The following is an 18,015-nucleotide window of genomic DNA, read 5'->3' as shown; positions in this document are numbered from 1 at the left end:
TTTAGGAAACAGATTTGTTATTATTCTTTAACGGCACCAACCGTCAAACCTTGAATGAAATATCTTTGGAAGAACGGATAAGCGAATACGATTGGACCGGTTGCAAGCACCACCATCGCCATACGCGATGTATCCTGCGGCATCGACTGCAGCACACCTACGCTGAGCGAAGCATTTTGTGAGTTTTGCATAATAAATTGCATACTATTTTCAATCCGCATCAGCATCGATTGCAGCGGCACTAAATTCGGCGTGTTAATATACAGCAGCGCATTGAACCAATCGTTCCAATACCCGAGCGTGCTGAACAAACCAATGGTAGCAAGACCTGGAAGCGACAAAGGCAGCACCAGCTTAAAGAAGATGCCAAACTCTCCAGCGCCGTCTATTTTACCTGATTCGATAATAGCATCCGGTACCATAGTTGAGAAGAACGTACGCAAAATCATAATATAAAATGCGTTGACCGCAAGCGGCAATATTAGTGCCCAAATCGAATCTTTAAGTCCAAGAAGCTGCGTGACAATAATATAAGTCGGTACAAGGCCACCGTTAAACAGCATCGTAAAAAAGGCGAAGAAAGCGAAAAAGTTACGATATTTAAAGCTGTGGCGCGAGATGGCATAAGCAAATAGTGCCGTAAATACAACACCGATAACCGTACCAATAACCGTAACAGCAATCGTTACCCCATAGGAGCGGAGCAACTGATCTCCAGCTTTAAACAAATAGCTGTAAGCCTCAAAGCTCCATTTTTCCGGGAACAGCTGATAGCCATTCTTGGCAAGCGTTGACTCATCCGTAAAGGAGATTACCGTAACGAATAAAAAAGGAAATACGCATATTAATGCAAAAATACCGGCTACAGAATGAAAAATGATATTCCAAGCTGGCGTCAGCCTATGAAAATCGCGGCCTTTCGTCGTTTGAGCGGACACAGCGGTTTTCCTCCCTTCGCAATGCTTGTCTCTATTGGCTATAAGCCACTCTGACTAGAACAAAGCATTGTCTTTGTTGAATTTGCGAACGATTCCGTTCGAAGTAATGACAAGAACGAAGCCGATAAGCGATTGATACAGGCCTGCTGCCGTACTCATGCCGATTTCACCGGTCGTTTTGAGACCACGATATACATAAGTGTCGATAACGTTCGTTACGCTGTACAACGTTCCGGAATCGCGCGGTACCTGATAGAATAGTCCAAAATCCGCGTAAAAGATTTTCCCGATTGCCAAAAGCGTCAATATGGTAATAAGTGGCGTTAACATCGGAATTGTAATGTTGCGAATTTGCTGCCATTTGTTGGCACCATCGATCATCGCTGCTTCATAAAGCGATTTGTCGATACCCATAATAGCCGCCAAGTAGATCACGCTGTTATAGCCAACCGATTTCCAAAGAAACACGACTACAATAATGATTGGCCAGTAGGTTGGATCTGAATACCAGTTCACTGGATCAATACCGAACCAGCCGAAAACTTGGTTAACAACGCCCCGATCTAGGCTCAGGAAGCTGAATACGAAGTAGCCTACGATAACCCATGACAGGAAGTACGGCAGAAACATTCCAGTTTGGTATACTTTTGCTAATCTTTTGTTCGTAATTTCTGCCAGCATAATCGCCATCGCAACAGCAATGACTAGCCCAAGCACGATAAAGAATATGTTATATAACACCGTATTGCGCGTTATGATGTAAGCATCGTTCGTACTGAATAGAAATTTAAAGTTTTGCAAGCCAACCCATTTGCTTTCGATAATGCTTGCCAAGAATCCATCTCGGCTATAACGGTATTCCTTAAACGCGATAATCATACCCGCCATTGGCAAGTAAGAGAAGAAAATAAACCAAACTGTAGCTGGCAATACCATGATCAGCATCGCTGTATTTTTGTTAATATCTTTGAGAAAACGCCCTATGGCTCCCACATGATCACCTCTCTGCAGTCAGATTAATGAGAGAAGGTATGAATCGAATGCCGCGCATTCGCCTCATACCTTCCGCTTGTTTACTTGTTCGCGGCTCTCCACTCGTCAAGCTGACGCTGAGCCTCAGCCATGATTTTTTCAAGTCCAGCTGCCTTAAATTTATCATTCGCACGCGTCAGATAGGTTTCAGGATCAACAGTTCCTGTCATAAGTGCCGCCCAGAATTCTTCCCTCACGTTGTTTACGGACGCGATTTCCGTTGTTACCTTCGACGTATCGAAGTTGAAGCCTAGAAGCGGAGCTTCTGTTCCTGCATCGTTAAACTTCTGGAACTCTTCCCATTTGTTCGTAGGATCCGTTGTGTTCAAGTAAGTGAGCAAAACATTACCCAGCGAAAAGGTTGGCATATCATAGTTTTTGGATTCATCAAGATTATCCATCACATTGTCGCTTGCTTTCTTGTAGTGAACGCCTTCGATGCCTGAATCAACCATGTTGCGAAGTACAGGATCTGTGTTAAGCAGGTTCAAGAATTCCATTGCTTTCTCTGGGTATTTCGAGTTAGCTGAAATTGCTTGCATAGAGCCCATTACAGACCAGTTATAGATAAGTGCATCGCTTGCTGGCGTGGATACGACTGGGTAGCCGTAGCTTGCCGACCAAAGGTTGTCAGCGAAAGGCTGCGATGTCGCACGGTCAGCGAACCATTTGCCTGTCGTTTGAACATCTGTCATCGAATCCATAGTAGCGGCTTCAGTCGGGATGTAGCCTGCTTTGTAGTACTTGTGCATCGTGTTCAAAATTTGTTTCATTTCAGGTGTCTCTAGTACGTTGACGATTTTGAAGTCCGTCGTATCAAGTTTCACAGCCATAGGCAGCTTCTCGATTACGTAGTCGTAAGGTACGTATGGCATTTGGTTTTTATCAACGGCAAATGGATATACGCCTGGCTCATTTTCTTTAATGATTTTGAGCATAGGCTCTAGGCTTTCAAACGTGTAAACTTTCGAAATGTCCAGATTGTATTTGTCTACATACTGCTTGTTGAAGCGCCATACCTCTTGAGCAGGCAGCTCCTTGTTAGCTGGAATGCCGTAGTTATGTCCATCGATCTTAGAGCCTTCCAAGAATGCCGGATCAAGCGTGTCGACGATGCCTTGTCCATGCTCTTTGAGCAGATCATCGATTTGCATGAAGGCGCCTTTTCTAGCATTTTGAACGTAGTCGAATGCCCATGAGGCTGTAAACATAATGTCTACCGCTTCGCCGGATGCTGTCATTACTTGCAGCTTCTGTGCGTAGTCGCCCCAATCGATCATGTTCATTTTAACGGTAACGCCGATTTTTTCAGCTGTATATTTACTAACTTCAGCCATAACCTTGTCTACATCTTTTTGAGGCGTACCAATCGTGTACCAGATCAGCTCTACCGGTTTTTCGGCAGTGCCTTCCGCGCTCTCGTTTTTGCTGCCCCCGCAGGCGCTAAGCACGATGGACATGACCAGCATCAGCGCAAGCGCTGGTATAAATCTTCTTTTCTTATTCATTGTGTAAATCCTCCCCGTATCGTGTTGCGAAGCACAAACCGATTGTGTAAGCATACGCTTACTTCTTTGTCTCTTGTCCCATATTCGCGATGCGTTTTAAGGACTAATATAAAAATAACGGATGTAACGGTTTTCAAATAGAGAACAAAGTAAAGGTATGCTGTACAAATTAAAGAAAAAAGACTGCCCAGTCTTGCTTAGAGCAGTCCTTTATAGTCGGTGGGTGAAATTCCAACATGTTTTTTGAATTGCTTGTAAAAATACCCAGTTTCCCAGTAGCCTACCTTCATGGCAATTTCCTGTACCTTTAGTTGCGTTTCTTTCAGCATTTCCTTGGCCTTGCCGATTCGATATTTGTTAATATATTCAGTGAACGTTTCACTCGTTTCCTTCTGGAACAGATGACCAAGATAGACGGGATGAATATTGTATTGCTGGCTTAGCGATTTTAACGACAACGCCTGCGCGTAGTTTTCATGTACATAGCCCAGCAGTTGCTGAATAATCGGACTTTTCACGTCGCGCATAAGCGAATCCACTGTTAACCTCGCTGCTTCCTTGACCACTGACACCAAGCCTTCAATCGTCTCGGCCTGCATCATCTGCACGAAGCCTGCTTTGTACAGCTCTGGCTGGTCTGCCTGTTTGATTTCTTTCAGCTCCATCTTGAACCGAATCATCAGCTCAATAGCCATGCTCTGAATATAAGCCGGCGTAACGCCTTCAAGCGCTTGATACAACTCAAAATCTGCATCAATCGCCGCGTGCAGGCTTTCCAAATCCTTGGCCTTAATAAACTTCGAGTAGGATGACCAATCCAGCGGCTTAGCCTCTATATTGACAATGTCATTCTTCTCTGACAGCAAGCCATAATCCAAAATAGCCGGCTCGTCCATCAACAGAAAATACTCCTGCGCCTTCTTCGCATGGGCATAGCTTCTTGGCGCACCTTCGCCTATTGCCTCCACGCTGCCGAGCGAAATTCGCATGGGACTGGGCGCAAGCCTTTTTTGCATATTCTCAAGAATGCTTATCGCCTTTTCTTTGCCGGCCGCAGGATCATCAAGCATAAAGACAATAACGAGATCGCCATCAATATCGACAAAAGGCAGCATCGACGGGTCTTGAACGGCGAGCCGCTGCGCAGCCTCATAAGAGGGCTCAAATTGATTCTCCGTCCGCAAAATCGCGGTGATGAGATACGGCGCATCTAAACGAATGTCCAGTATATCGGCCCGTTCGCTCAGCTCATTTGGCGCTATGCGTCCGGTTAACCAGCGATACAATATATTATCCCTAAGAATGCGAATATCATAATCGCTAAAAAGTCGGTCTGGTCTCGTCGTATTCAGCTTGTCGATCGTACCCACAAGCGTCTCCTGAAGCTCGTCGATATTGATCGGCTTGAGCAAATAGTTTTCGACGCCAAGCCTCAGCCCCGACTTAATATAATCAAATTCATTGTAGCCGCTCAAAATAATAACCTTCAAATCAGGTCGGAATTTACGAGCTTCACGAATTAAGGTTAGGCCATCCATGATCGGCATCGAAATGTCCGTCAACAAAATGTCCGCCGCTGATTCCTTGAGCGCCTCTAGCGCATCCTGTCCATTTTCCGCGGAGCCTACAATTTCTAGGCCGTATGCCGACCAGTCAATAATATCGTAAAGACCCTCGATGATGAACGGCTCGTCGTCTACTAAGAACACTCTATACATGCTGTGCTTCCTCCTCGCTTGGAAACTCAATCGTTACGATCGTTCCAACGCCTAGCGTGCTTGTAATATCAAGGCCATAGTCCGTTCCATAAAGCAGCTTCAACCGCTCATGCACGCTGCGCAAGCCGAAGGAATCACCAACCTCCTCCACGGAATCAAGCGATTGACGGATCGTCTCGAGCCGCTTGGGCTCAATTCCGATACCATTATCCTCCGCCTGAATGCGGACTCGTCCTTCTGCCTCATAGACGCTTATTCGAATATGATTATCCGATCTGCGGGGCTGGAGACCGTGCACAACGTAATTTTCTATAATCGGCTGGAGCGCCATGCGCATTATATTTTTTCCAGCCAAGCAATCGTCGCATAAAATCTCGTAGGATAGCTTATCCTTGTAACGAATGCGGAACAGCTCCAAATAAAGACGCGAGGTCTCAAGCTCTTCCTTAAGCGTATTTTCGCCTTTAGGCTGAACGAAGCTTTTGAACAGAACGGACAGGCTATAGATCATCTCACCTACATCCTTCGCCCCTTGCGATACAGCACGCATGCGAATCACTTCCAGCGTATTGTACAAAAAGTGAGGGTTGACCCTTGCCTGCAGCGCAGCAAGCTCCGTATGCTTCTGCTTGATTTCCGCTTTATATACGCGGTCGATATGGCGGGTGAGCTCGCCAAGCATATCATTAAAGCTGCGGGATATTTGTCCGAGCTCGTCTTCCTTATCATCTTGAATACGTGCTGACAAGTCGCCATTCTCCACCTTGCGCATGAAGCGGATAATTTTATTCGTTCGTTTCGCAAAATTCGTGACGACCAAAACAGGCAAGAGCAGCACCACAATAATACAAATCGCGCTAATCAATGCAATGGTGTGCTTCAGCCCCTGATAAGCGGCGGCAACCTCTGCCTTCGAAGCTACGCCGACGACTAGGTAACCCGCTTGAGTTTGAGTAAGTGTCGTCACATGCGATTCCTCTTCAAGCATTACGGTATCATACAGCGCTTCGATTTTATCCGCATAGGGATAACGGATTCCATAGTAGCGGTCAGAGGAGTCGAACAAGACCTCGCCAGTAGGCCCAAGCACGAGAATGTATCCTTTTAATTGCTCCTTATAGCTCTCAAGCGCTTGCTTAATGCGATCGGAATTAAAATAAACAAGAAGCTGGCCTAAATTTTTTAATGAATTTTTGTCCGTGATCGGCACGCGCATTGCGAAGAGCTTCGGATCATGCTGATTAATCGCATTACGAACCCAAGCATTAGGTACAGACATCATGCTATTCTCAAGCGCCATCGCATCTGGAATATAAGAACGCGAGGCGTTAGTTGAAATTAATTTGCTCACATGCCCCTGCTTATAAGCGAATAAAAATTGCTTCTCCGAGCTGTACAGCAGCAAATTCTCGATATCATCATCGTTATCCAGCTTATTTTTAAAATAATCGAGTCCCTTAGCCACATCAATATTAGCATCGTTGGTATACTGATCCAATTGATATTTCATGTAATCATCGAACGGATGCTGCAAAAAATAGGAGAGATGAAGCGACAGCGCCTCATTCCTATACACATCCAGCATCATCGATTGTACCGATTCATATTTGCGAGTAATGTAGCTATTAACGCTTTCCATCGCTTTTTTCTGATTTCCGAGCTCATTGTGGATGATCGATTGTGACATTACATTAAACATAAAATAAGAAAAGGTCACGATCGTTACGGTCGTAATGAGAGCGAACAACAGAATCATTTTCATAAAAAGATTATTTTTGACATAGTTGTCGTACAAGCTTCCAGCCTTCAAAATAAACTCCTTCCTCATGTTTACCCAGAACGATTGAATAGATGAGAACACGATTTTCGCTACAACGCTTAATATTACTTCAAGATGATTTATAGATACAAGTAGGTTGGATAATCAACAGGCCTGTATTTTGTGCAACGCGGCCCTTCGAATCACTCTTTATACTGTCGTACATTGCACAAAGCACACTATTTATCATCATGCCCCATTCGCAGTGATCATCTACAGCCGCAGCTGCAACCACACATAAAAAAGGAGTGAAAACCGGATTTGAGTCCTTGCGCGGTGTGACATGCTGAAGAGATTCTGGATACGGATGAGAAGAGCGTGTTGCTGCTGCACTGCACTTTGTCCATAACTAATGGATGACTAACTTACCCTCCAACCAGCTCTCCAACTACTCCCGTTCCGGTGCTATCCTGCACTTTGGCAGGATAGAAGCTATTTCTTCGAGCTCCCACGAGGCTATGTTGTACCCCTGCACGATAGACCGCCTGACAGGTGTTTCTTAAGCCGAAATTAGTCCATTCTAATGCAAATGTGCAGGATAGGCAGCTCAGAAAGGCTGAAAAGCGCGAAGTTACTGCAAATGTGCAGGATAGCCTGCGTGCGGAGAAAGCGGGGGTTCGTGCTCGGAGTGAATGTACCACTATCCTAGAACTAGCCCCATTCCGGAGAAATATAGAGAAAGTATGGCAAAATGATATACTTTCCCGTGCAACAAAAAAACCGGTTCAGCCAAGACTAATATCGCCTTGGCTAAACCGGTTTACTATGAACAAACTTACAAACGCAGCGTTGTTTTTGTTTCACTTGCCCTGACGATGGCATCCAATATCTCTTGGTTGCGATAGCCGTCCATAAAACCGGCAATCCCATCGGGGATAGTTCCCTCAAGCAATGCCTTGAAATTGGCGTACTGCGTAACCCTGCAATGCTCAGGCACATCAACCGACAGCTTCGCTAGCTGCCCTGGCGCTTCCTCGCGAATCCAGGACACCTCATTCGGATTCAGCGTTGAAGCGTGCAGCGTACCGGAATCTCCGTAGATAGATACCTCATGCTGATTGCCCGATCCGATCGCATTGCGAGTCGTTTGGAAGACACCCATCACGCCACCCGTCATTCGCGCTTGAAAGCTTGCGAAGTCATCGACTTCAATTTTGACCATGTTGCCACTCGCTGGATCTATTCGCTCGGGAATAATCGTATGCAGCTGTGCTGAAAGCTCTTCAAATTCTCCAAAGAGAAAGCGCGCCATGTCGATCATATGCGAACCTAAGTCACCAAGCGTCCCTGTACCGGTAACGTCTTTATTAAACCGCCAAATATAAGGAACATTATTTGATGCCGCGCCCCAGCCTTGCAAATATTGAATGGAGAAGCTGCGAACAGCGCCAATCTTGCCATCGCGTACAAGCTCCCTGGCGTAGCGGAAGGCCGGCGTGTAACGGTAGGTGAATGCGAGCATCGCTGGAACCGGCTGCCGCTCATACGCCTCCAGCAGCGGAGCCGCCTCCTCAAACACACGGGTAAACGGTTTTTCTGCCATGAACGGCTTCCCCGCTTGCAGGCACGAATGGATAATCGCTGCATGGACGTTGTTTGGCGTAACAGACACGACTGCATCAACAGCCGGGTCCTCAATTAGCAAATTATAGTCAGTGTAGCGCTTATCGGGAGCGACACCGAGCTGTTCGCCGACTCTAAGCAGTGCCTCTTCATACACATCACTCACAGCAACCACCTCAAAGCAGCCTTCTGCATTCATCCATCTGATATGCTCTCCAGCCATTCCTCCTAAACCAATTAAGCCGATTCGAAATTTGCTCATCTTTATGTTCCTCTCTTGATTAAGCCTTCGTTGAAATTGGCTCGAGTGGAGGCGTATTGCCGTAGACCGGTTCAGCCGTTTGACTAGGCACAGCCCACCTCACGCCATTCACAATTACCTTCTGGATTTCTTTATTGTAATAGGTCGGATACGTTTCATGTCCAGGGCGGAAGTAGAAGACTTTCCCTTGTCCCCGGTGGTAAGTAACACCGCTGCGGAACACTTCTCCGCCTTCAAACCAAGAGACGAATACCAATTGGTCAGGAGCTGGAATATTGAAATGCTCCCCGTACATCTCTTCCTGCGGAAGCTCGATATACTCGCCAAGTCCTGAAGCGATCGGATGCGCCGGATCAATGACCCAAATCCGTTCCTTCTCATCCGCCTCGCGCCATTTCAGCTGTCCCGTTGGTGTCCCCAGAAGCTTGCTGAAAATTTTCGAAGCATGCCCCGAGTGCAGAACGATAAGCCCCATTCCCTTCAGCACTCGCTGGTACACCTTCTCGACGATGGAATCCTCCACCTCATGATGCGCCAAATGCCCCCACCAGATTAATACGTCAGTTTCGCTTAAGACATGATCAGTCAGTCCATGCTCTGGTTCATCCAGCGTAGCTGTTCCTACTTCATATCCAGCTTCCGTTAAGAAGCCGGCAATAGCGCCATGTATGCCGTTTGGGTAGATTTCGCCAACTGCCGGATTATTTCGTTCATGGCGGTTCTCATTCCATACCGTTACTTTTATCATCAATTGTATGCTCCTTCATCCCTATTACTTAACGCTCGTGTAACGTTCATAAGCGTCAGTACGAATCTCAAGCAATCGTTTCATTCCCATAGCATTCAGCTGTTTGATGTAAGCATCCCACCCCTGATCGATGTTTCCTTTGATGATCCACTGAGCACGGTTCGTTTTGACATAGCTGTCAATATCGGTAGTAAGCGTCGGAAGCTCCTGGAATTCCTCTGCGGTATACATAACGTTCGGGAACGGTGTAGTCACATACTCCCTTCCAAGCTTGTCGATCACGAGCTTCAACCCGTCACCAGTTGTCTCATCTAAAACTATGTTTTTCTCGAAGCCGGGACTCACATATTTAGGGCCAAAATCACGCAGCGATTGATCCCAGTACCAAGCATCTGCGCTTGTGCCTTCAGGTGGATTCATTAGCGCATAGGTGCCGCCTTCTTTTTCCTCAATAACCGTACCTATAGCACCCCAAAAGTTTTGAATACTTGCTTCATTCGTGTAGAACTGATCTGCCCAGCGCGCAGAAATTTCAGGGTGTTTGTTGAACGTCGTAATTAAAAACTCATTGCGTCTTAAGCTTAATCCGACCGGGTCTCCAGCCTGATAGCGATTGCCATCCGGTCCAGCAATCGATGGAATGGTTGCATACTCATCTTTCCATTTGCCAAAGACCGCATCTGGTATCCATTGATTGGAGAAGCCGATAATAGCCGCATCAGGGTTTTGCTGCTTCGCCGTAGACATGGTGTTGTCCTGCGTGAACAGCTCCTGATCAATTAGGCCCTCCGAATACAATTTATGAACCCATTTCAGTGCTTCTTTATATTCATTCGAAGCAGGATAAAACACTGGCTCGTCATTTTTAAGCATCATGCTATTGCCATTGAGATCCGTAATGCCGAAGGGGCTCAAAAAATCCATACTGATGTCTACCGAGCCGCTAAATGGAATTTCATCCGCTTTTCCGTTTTGATTTGGGTCCTTTTCTTTAAACGCTTTGAACACATTGTACAGATCCTCGATATTGTCTGGTACCGCTAGGCCAAGTCGATCAAGCCAAGCTTTATTGATGACGGGCTGCATTGTCGTTATCGGACGTGATGGCAGCCGCGCGGGCAATGAATACATTTTCCCATCCGGGAACGTGCTGATTTGCTTCAGCTCCGGCGTTTCCAGCATGGCCGCTTTAAGATTTGGCATGTAGTTTTCAATATAATCATCCAGCGGTCGGAAATAAGATAGGTTATTTACGATATCGGAATCCGAAAAAACATTGTCTCCAAAAATAATGTCAGGCAGCGTACCGCTAGCCAGCATAATAGACTTTTGCTCACCCCAGTCATTGGAGGACATCACTTGCCAATTTATTTTAATATTCGTTTCTTTCTCAAGATCCTGCAGCCATTTATTTGCTTTAAACGTATCCCCCATATTGCCCCAACGAACGGTAAGGACATCAAGCGTGATCGGTGTCGTTACAATCGGCAAGCCTGCTTGGTTGAATTCAGAGTCCGTTTTTGCAGGAGCCTCTTCCTTTTTACCGGCGCAGCCAATAAGGGTAAATATCATACTAAAGCTCAGAATCAATGTAATGAACAATCTTTTCCCCATCGTTTTTGATATGCGGCTCATTCGAGTGTTCCCCCTCTTCAAATTATGATTATCCTAAGGCCAGCTTACTTCACAGCGCCAATCATCACCCCCTGATTGAAATACTTTTGCACAAATGGATACATGCACATAATAGGAAGCGTAGACACGATGATAACGGAATAGCGCATTAGGTTGGCAAGTCGCAAAGCGATAACGGCCGCTTCGCCAGTTCCCATGCTGGACTGCATCTGGTTTGTAATTAAAATATTTCGCAGCACAAGCTGCAGCGGATACAAATCCTGATTCTTCAAGTAAATGAGTGCGTTAAAATAGGAATTCCAATAGCCTACCGCCGTCCAAAGTGCCAAAACCGACAGAACGGCTTTGGACAACGGCAATACCATTTGTACATAATATCTGAGGTTGCCGCAGCCGTCGATTTGCGCTGCTTCCCACAAATCGTCAGGAATGCTGGACTGGAAAAACGTCCGCGCCACGATAATATTGAAAACCGCAACCGAGAATGGCAGTACCATGACGAGAAACGAGTCGTACAAGTGAAAATCGCGGATCGTCAAAAAGGTAGGAATAAGACCGCCATTAAAAAACATGGTGAATATAAAAAACATCGTGATGCTCTTGCGGCCGATAAGATCCTTTCTAGAAAGCGCGTAAGCTGCCGAGACATTAATGACTAAGCCAATTAACGTCCCGATTACGGTATAGAGAATCGTATTTCTGTAGCCTATCCATATATTAGAATGCTTTAACAGCTCCTTATAGCCATCCAGCGTAAAGCCCTTTGGCAAAACCCACATCTGACCGTTAGCCACTGCTGCCGGATCACTGAATGATGCGATAACGATAAAGTAAATGGGATAAACGATTACGATCAGCATCACTATAGCAAACAAGTATAACAACATTTCCACTATGTCTATTTGACTCTTTTTTTCCTTCTGTTTTGTCGAATTCACCACAATGTCCATCTCGCTCATCCGTATCGTTCCTTTCTGTTACCACAGGCTGTTTTCACTGTATTTTTTGGCTGCCTGATTAACAATAATCAATAAGATAAAATTAATAATGGTATTAAACAGATTGATAGCCGAGGAAAAGCTGTACTGGCTGCTCAGCATCCCAATTTTATATACATAGGTAGCAATGACCTCACTGGAGGAAATATTCAAATTATTTTGCATGAGATAAACCTTTTCAAATCCAACACCGAGCAGTCCGCCAATGCGAAGAATGAGCAGCGTAATGGCTGTCGGAAGCAGCATTGGAATATCAATGAAGCGAATTCTTTGCCAGCGGCTTGCTCCATCCACCTTCGCCGCTTCGTAAAGGCTTGGATCAACGGCTGATAACGCCGCAATGTAGATGATGCTGTCCCAGCCGGCATGCTGCCATACATCTGTCCAAACGTAAACGCTGCTGAACCATTCGACCGAGCCCATCAAATTCGGGGCCTCCGCACCAAACAGACGATAGATGTTGCCCAGCAGTCCGCTGCCAGGCGAGAACAGGATCAGTATGAGACCAACCATAACGACGGTAGAAATAAAATGAGGCATGTAGGTCACCGTCTGGAAAACATGCTTGAATCGATTCACACGCATTTGATTAATCATCAGAGCAAGTATAATCGGTATCGGAAAGGTGGCCATGCTGTAGAGACTAATAATTACTGTGTTTTTAATCGTAATCTTAAATTGATAGGAATTGATAAACTTCTCAAAATACTTAAGTCCTGCCCAGGGGCTTTCCATAATTCCGAGAGCGGGACTGTAGTCTTTAAAAGCAATCAATACGCCATACATCGGTTTATACGAAAAAAGCAGAAGCAGCACGACTGCAGGCAGCAGCAATAGATACAAGCCCCAGTTCTTTCTTATCCGGCCAATCGTAAGCTGCGTATTAATGTTGAATTGGCTGGTTTTCAAAGAGATTCCCCCATCCTTATTGTTCTTAACTCTATGTCGTCTAACCGCGCGCTCTTGCTTCTTTATTATAGATGCTGCTTTTTTGACAATGCGGACCTTCCTAGGTCGCCATTCGGACTTTTATTATCTTTTATACGATTCATAGGAAATAGGTCCATACAAATAAAAGAGACGCTGACACTATTCAGACTTTCTTTCGTTTTTTTCGGACTTTCGCGCAAAAACAAAGAAACGAGGTGACTTATTATGGCGCGTTCGCATTATAATAGGTTTTACTAGCAGACAGTAAGTTTAGAGAGAAGGAATTTGTATGAGAGCTATGAAAAAACAGACGACAGGCAAGTCCTACCCGATTAGGCACTACGTTAAAGTGATGCTCTTCATTTTGTTCTCTGTATTAGTAGTGGATTGTTTTATTAGCTTTGTCGCGATTTCTATGGTCAAACAGCAAACGACTAGATATTTGCAGGATACGGCTAATATGTATATCAATCGTATAAACCTTGATTTCTCCAATATTAATCGATACATGGGCTGGACGCTCGCAAACGATGAAATCGTAAAAACGCTGAACCAGCACTATCCTAGTGACAATGAGTTTTTAAAAGCAAATAGCGAGCTGTACAAACGTTTCTCTGAACTTCAAAAAAATTATGAGAACGATTACAATTTCTTCATCTATTTAAAGGATCAGCAGTATTTTTTAAATTCCGCTCCAACAAACCTGATCTATCCCGATTATTTGGAATTAAAAAAACAGATTCTATTTAATGTCCAAGATGAGAGTACGCTTGAAAAATATTATTCCAAATGGTCGCCTATACTGCTGAACGATAAATATTTCATCATCAATATTGTGCCTTATTATGAAAGCTATCTGATCTGCCTAATTTCTACAGATAATCTGATCAGTCCGCTGCAGCAGATGGATCTTGGAGGCGACGGATTTGTTTCCCTTATTGATCATAATGGAGGGGTTCTTGATCATCCGGGCTCTGCTAACGACAATATAAGCCAAAGCGACGAGGAAAAGGCATCCTTTCTAGGACTGTTCCAGACGAGAACCACCTTCAGTGAACCATTCGCAAATGCCGCCTTCGGAGTGAAAATACTCATTAAATTCGGAGCCTTTGAAAAAATCATGATTGCCCAGCTTCTCATTATGCTCCTTGCCGCTATTGTTGCTTGTGCCTTATGCGGCATCATGGTTTATTTCAACATTCTGATTCTACGGCCATTAAAAAACTTTTCGTACAGTCTCACTCAGTTTAATGAAGACAGCAAGCCTCTCGATCTCAAGATGAATAAGATTGTTGAGCTGGAGTATGCGAATAAGCTGTTTAAAAATCTGCTCGAGCAAATACGAATTTTTAAAATCGATATGTATGAGAATGAGCTCGAAAAGCAAAAAATCCAGCTGGATTACATGAAGCTGCAAATCAAGCCTCACTTTTTTCTCAACTGCTTAACCAATATTCACAGTATGGCCCAAATGCATATGTTTGTGGAAATTGAAAGTATGGCTATTTCAACGTCCAATTATTTTCGTTATCTTTTTCAAAACGGGCAGGATTTCGTTAAGCTAGGCGATGAGCTCGATCATGTCCGTATTTATTTAGAAATTCAAAAGCACCGTTACAGAGATGCATTTACTTACCATATTAATCAGGGGGACGGTACTAAACAGATGACTATTCCACCGCTAGTTCTCCAAACCTTCATAGAAAACGCAGTGAAATATGCGGTATCACGAGTAAATGAGGTGCAAATTCGTTTAGAGGTTGAGCTTGAAATCGAAGAAGGGGAAGAGATAGCAGTCATTCGCATCTCTGATACAGGCCCTGGATTTGACCAAGAAACACTCCATCGGCTCGACAGCGGACAGCCGCTGGATCAAACGGAAGGAAATCATATCGGCATCATGAACACAGTGCAGCGCCTTGTATATTTGTACCGCGGCAAAGCGGATATCCAATTTACTAATGTCGAGGCCGGAGGCGCCTGCGTCACCTTATCCCTCCCTCAACTGAAAGGAGCAAAACCATAATGAATGTGCTTCTAGTAGATGACGACTACTTTGTCGTGACGGCGTTGGAGAAAAAAATAAATTGGCAGGCGCTTTCGATCGACCATGTGTATACGGCTTTCAATATTGCCCATGCGCAGGAGCTGTTGAAGCAGCACCCCATTCACATTTTACTTTGTGATATTGAGATGCCGCAGGGCAGCGGTTTGGAGCTGCTTGCTTGGATTCGGGAGGAGCAATACAGCGTACAGACCATATTCCTGACCAATTATGCTGATTTCAACTATGCGCAAAAAGCGATTGAGCTGCAAAGCTTTGACTATTTTTTAAAACCGATTGAGTTCGACAAGCTAACGCTTATTATTCAAAAGGCAGTCTTCAAAGCAAATGAACAGCAAGGGGTAGCCAAGGCGATCAAAGAGGGTTACTTCTGGCAAAAAAATCAAAAAAATGTGCAGGAGCATTTTTGGCGCAAGCTGATTACGGGGAAAACGACTTATGCTAATCCAGCCAACATTACCTATTTAATGGAGGAGCAAAATCTTTCTTATACCTTGTCCGATTTGGTGCTGCCTGTGCTCATTCATATTTTTCCATACGATGAAAGTCTGGGAAAGAAGGATAAGGATCTATTCGATTTTGCGCTGCTGAATGTTTTGCATGAGCTTCTCCAGCACGCCAGCTTTACCGTCGAAACGATATTGGAGTTTAAGGAGTCCAATTGGATCGCTATCCTCAAATGGAAAGAACAGCCTGATCTCGGTATTGTAGAGCATATTTGCGCTACGCTTATTCAGAGGGCAAATCAATTTCTCAAATGCGATGTATGCTGCAATATTGCCGCCATAGGGAAGCTTGAGGCTATCCATCAAGTCATGATAGACCTGCTTAACATGAATGATAAGATCATTAAGTACCGCAATCAAACCTTTTTATTGGAGCATTTCCATCAGCAGGAAGCGTCTTATACGCCACCAGATTTAACCCTTTTGGAACAGCTGCTAGAGCAAAATAAACCGAGTTCCTTTTTGGAGGAAACAAGTAAATATTTACAAAACATATCTCATCATCAGATGCTGAATGCGTCTGTCCTAAGCCTGTTTCGGCTCGACATGGTGCAGCTTGTATATGCCTATCTCAAAAGCAAAGAAATACTGGCTCACAAAATGTATACCGGCAGAACCAACGACCAGCTGTTTATGCAGTCCTTGAACTCTATCGAGGATATGGAAAGCTATCTCCGATATTTGGTGAACACGGCAACGGAATACCGGAGCTTCACAGAGCAGCCCAACTCTGTTGTTGAAGAAATTAAGCATCATATCCGTACGCATTGCGGCGATGAGCTGTCAAGAACGAGCCTAGCGGAAATCGTCTATCTTAATCCCGATTACTTGGCTCGATTGTTTAAGAAGGAAACGGGCATTTCATTAGGAAACTATATCATTCAGGCCCGCATCAAGGTTGCCAAGCATTTGCTGGAAACGACTCAGCTATCCGTTAATACGATTGCCAGCAAAACAGGCTACACCAATTACTCCTACTTTACGAAGCTATTCAAACAGGAAATTGGCTTTACGCCTAATGAATATAGGAAAAATCGATAGTTTGCTGCTTGCTGCTTGGTAAAGTGTGGCTTTGCACCCTCCTAAAACATGACCGAATACAAAAAGCCGCGTTTTCTACGGAGGAACACGCGGCTTCTCACCCTTAGTTCGAGTTTTGGAACTATAGCATCACTTATCACCATAATGTGTGCGAAAAGCAAAAAACTCAATCATCCCATTTTGAAGGCGGTAGACTAATCTGTTGGTGTCATCAATGCGACGGCTCCAATATCCGGATAAATCCCCGCGCAGCGGCTCCGGTTTTCCTATCCCCTCATAGCCATTGCGTTCAATATCTTTAATTAGTTGATTGATCCTTTTCAGCGTTTTCCGATCCTCGGTTTGCCAGTACAAATAATCTTCCCAAGCATAGCTTGTAAAAATAAGATTACTCATCAGCCATACGCTCTAAAACATTCATCGTTTAAGACACTGTAGTTCCTTGCTCCATTTGCTGGATGGATTGCTTTAATCTTTTAAGATTAACCGGGTTATAGAATGGATCGGTCTGGGTTGTGATTTCAAAAGGAATTCCACCTTGGCGTAGTGACTGCCTAACAAAGATATTTATAGCCGTCGTCATGTTCATCCCTAAATCCGAAAAGAGCAATTCCGCTTCCTTTTTCAAGTCTTCATCTATCCGAATATTGATATTGGTTTGTGCCATTTTCAACTCCCCTTTTCAATAACATTATTTACATTGTATTATATTTTATTCACATGGTAAATACATTGTGCGTATTATTACAATATGAAAAATACTTGCACAGCGTAGACATGGATTGGTCTTATTACATATGACGTACCACCATTGTTCCAGCCATTTTCAACACCGTCCAGCTCGCTTTCGTTCGTCTAGATGAGCAAGGTGAAACAGCTGGCGCCGTCCTTTAGCGGCGCCAGCGCGTTACATTCCCAGAAATATAGAGCTAGTATGGCGAAATAATATACTTTCCTATATTTGGACAAAATCACCCTTACGGGTGACTGGAAATCACAGTCGCGTCCGCTCACACTTCTAACGGAAACCAGAGACGTTAAATCGCCTTTATTTCTCGTTTCAGGATTGTAACGGAAATACAGGCCTCTATTTGTACCCTACATGCCCGATCTTGCTTCATTTATGCGTAATAGCGTCTCCCTCTTCCGTTAAAATGTGACGCTAGCCAAAAATGGTACTTTAGCGTCTCTGATTTCCGTTAGCTTTCGTTAGCTTTCGTTATCTGCTCTAGGCCCTCCGTCTGCTGGCGCA

General features: G+C 44.6%; 14 protein-coding genes. 2 read left to right on the top strand and 12 right to left on the bottom strand.

Going from position 1 to position 18,015, the window contains the following annotated elements; translation table 11 throughout:
* Positions 1 to 20 precede the first annotated feature (20 nt).
* The 10 genes from MHI37_RS03120 to MHI37_RS03075 form a co-directional block, all read right to left on the bottom strand.
* Positions 21 to 938: a carbohydrate ABC transporter permease gene (locus MHI37_RS03120; RefSeq protein WP_076335096.1), complete on the bottom strand. Its 918-nt coding sequence runs from the start codon at positions 936 to 938 to the stop codon at positions 21 to 23.
* 54 nt (positions 939 to 992) lie between these two features.
* The gene (locus tag MHI37_RS03115; RefSeq protein ID WP_179090137.1) at positions 993 to 1,931 is read right to left on the bottom strand and encodes an ABC transporter permease subunit; all 939 of its coding nucleotides are present in this window, start codon (positions 1,929 to 1,931) and stop codon (positions 993 to 995) included.
* Between the two features lie 80 nt (positions 1,932 to 2,011).
* The gene (locus MHI37_RS03110; RefSeq protein ID WP_076335095.1) at positions 2,012 to 3,478 is read right to left on the bottom strand and encodes an ABC transporter substrate-binding protein; all 1,467 of its coding nucleotides are present in this window, start codon (positions 3,476 to 3,478) and stop codon (positions 2,012 to 2,014) included.
* A gap of 197 nt (positions 3,479 to 3,675) precedes the next feature.
* On the bottom strand, positions 3,676 to 5,196 hold the full coding sequence (locus tag MHI37_RS03105) for a response regulator transcription factor (RefSeq protein ID WP_076335094.1): 1,521 nt from the start codon (positions 5,194 to 5,196) through the stop codon (positions 3,676 to 3,678).
* Positions 5,189 to 7,006: a sensor histidine kinase gene (locus MHI37_RS03100; RefSeq protein WP_306010656.1), complete on the bottom strand. Its 1,818-nt coding sequence runs from the start codon at positions 7,004 to 7,006 to the stop codon at positions 5,189 to 5,191. The genes MHI37_RS03105 and MHI37_RS03100 overlap by 8 nt, the downstream gene beginning before the upstream one ends.
* A gap of 784 nt (positions 7,007 to 7,790) precedes the next feature.
* The gene (locus MHI37_RS03095; protein WP_076335092.1) at positions 7,791 to 8,840 is read right to left on the bottom strand and encodes a Gfo/Idh/MocA family oxidoreductase; all 1,050 of its coding nucleotides are present in this window, start codon (positions 8,838 to 8,840) and stop codon (positions 7,791 to 7,793) included.
* A gap of 19 nt (positions 8,841 to 8,859) precedes the next feature.
* Positions 8,860 to 9,588: a ThuA domain-containing protein gene (locus MHI37_RS03090; protein WP_076335091.1), complete on the bottom strand. Its 729-nt coding sequence runs from the start codon at positions 9,586 to 9,588 to the stop codon at positions 8,860 to 8,862.
* Positions 9,589 to 9,612: 24 nt separating this feature from the next.
* Positions 9,613 to 11,223 (bottom strand): extracellular solute-binding protein, encoded by a 1,611-nt coding sequence (locus MHI37_RS03085; RefSeq protein ID WP_076335090.1) that lies wholly within the window; start codon positions 11,221 to 11,223, stop codon positions 9,613 to 9,615.
* A 44-nt stretch (positions 11,224 to 11,267) separates the two neighbouring features.
* Positions 11,268 to 12,173 carry a carbohydrate ABC transporter permease gene (locus tag MHI37_RS03080; protein ID WP_076335228.1) on the bottom strand — a complete coding sequence of 302 codons (906 nt, stop codon included), beginning with the start codon at positions 12,171 to 12,173 and terminating at the stop codon, positions 11,268 to 11,270.
* Positions 12,174 to 12,200: 27 nt separating this feature from the next.
* A complete protein-coding gene (locus MHI37_RS03075) occupies positions 12,201 to 13,055 on the bottom strand; it encodes an ABC transporter permease subunit (protein ID WP_144023599.1) in 855 nt (284 codons plus the stop codon).
* A gap of 385 nt (positions 13,056 to 13,440) precedes the next feature.
* Here MHI37_RS03075 and MHI37_RS03070 point away from each other — a divergent pair, with 385 nt between their 5' ends.
* Together MHI37_RS03070 and MHI37_RS03065 are read left to right on the top strand one after the other, a co-directional pair.
* Positions 13,441 to 15,177: a sensor histidine kinase gene (locus MHI37_RS03070; protein ID WP_306010655.1), complete on the top strand. Its 1,737-nt coding sequence runs from the start codon at positions 13,441 to 13,443 to the stop codon at positions 15,175 to 15,177.
* Positions 15,177 to 16,763 (top strand): helix-turn-helix domain-containing protein, encoded by a 1,587-nt coding sequence (locus MHI37_RS03065; RefSeq protein ID WP_076335088.1) that lies wholly within the window; start codon positions 15,177 to 15,179, stop codon positions 16,761 to 16,763. Before MHI37_RS03070 ends, MHI37_RS03065 begins: the two co-directional genes overlap by 1 nt.
* A 129-nt stretch (positions 16,764 to 16,892) precedes the next feature.
* Here MHI37_RS03065 and MHI37_RS03060 read toward each other — a convergent pair whose 3' ends face one another.
* Both MHI37_RS03060 and MHI37_RS03055 read right to left on the bottom strand, forming a co-directional pair.
* Positions 16,893 to 17,159, bottom strand: coding sequence for a Txe/YoeB family addiction module toxin (locus tag MHI37_RS03060; protein ID WP_076335087.1), 267 nt, complete (start codon positions 17,157 to 17,159; stop codon positions 16,893 to 16,895).
* 28 nt (positions 17,160 to 17,187) lie between these two features.
* Positions 17,188 to 17,430 (bottom strand): type II toxin-antitoxin system RelB/DinJ family antitoxin, encoded by a 243-nt coding sequence (locus tag MHI37_RS03055; RefSeq protein ID WP_076335086.1) that lies wholly within the window; start codon positions 17,428 to 17,430, stop codon positions 17,188 to 17,190.
* Positions 17,431 to 18,015: the final 585 nt, after the last annotated feature.

This window comes from Paenibacillus sp. FSL H8-0548, assembly GCF_038630985.1.
Taxonomy (GTDB): domain Bacteria; phylum Bacillota; class Bacilli; order Paenibacillales; family Paenibacillaceae; genus Pristimantibacillus.
This window is presented reverse-complemented; position numbering and strand designations above follow the sequence as displayed.

Excerpts from the sequence above, each read along its gene's own strand:
- MHI37_RS03110 (WP_076335095.1), bottom strand. The coding sequence starts at position 3,478 with ATGAATAAGAAAAGAAGATTTATACCAGCGCTTGCGCTGATGCTGGTC.
- MHI37_RS03105 (WP_076335094.1), bottom strand. The coding sequence starts at position 5,196 with ATGTATAGAGTGTTCTTAGTAGACGACGAGCCGTTCATCATCGAGGGT.
- MHI37_RS03095 (WP_076335092.1), bottom strand. The coding sequence starts at position 8,840 with ATGAGCAAATTTCGAATCGGCTTAATTGGTTTAGGAGGAATGGCTGGA.
- MHI37_RS03090 (WP_076335091.1), bottom strand. The coding sequence starts at position 9,588 with ATGATAAAAGTAACGGTATGGAATGAGAACCGCCATGAACGAAATAAT.
- MHI37_RS03085 (WP_076335090.1), bottom strand. The coding sequence starts at position 11,223 with ATGAGCCGCATATCAAAAACGATGGGGAAAAGATTGTTCATTACATTG.
- MHI37_RS03080 (WP_076335228.1), bottom strand. The coding sequence starts at position 12,173 with ATGGACATTGTGGTGAATTCGACAAAACAGAAGGAAAAAAAGAGTCAA.
- MHI37_RS03070 (WP_306010655.1), top strand. The coding sequence starts at position 13,441 with ATGAGAGCTATGAAAAAACAGACGACAGGCAAGTCCTACCCGATTAGG.
- MHI37_RS03065 (WP_076335088.1), top strand. The coding sequence starts at position 15,177 with ATGAATGTGCTTCTAGTAGATGACGACTACTTTGTCGTGACGGCGTTG.
- MHI37_RS03060 (WP_076335087.1), bottom strand. The coding sequence starts at position 17,159 with ATGAGTAATCTTATTTTTACAAGCTATGCTTGGGAAGATTATTTGTAC.
- MHI37_RS03055 (WP_076335086.1), bottom strand. The coding sequence starts at position 17,430 with ATGGCACAAACCAATATCAATATTCGGATAGATGAAGACTTGAAAAAG.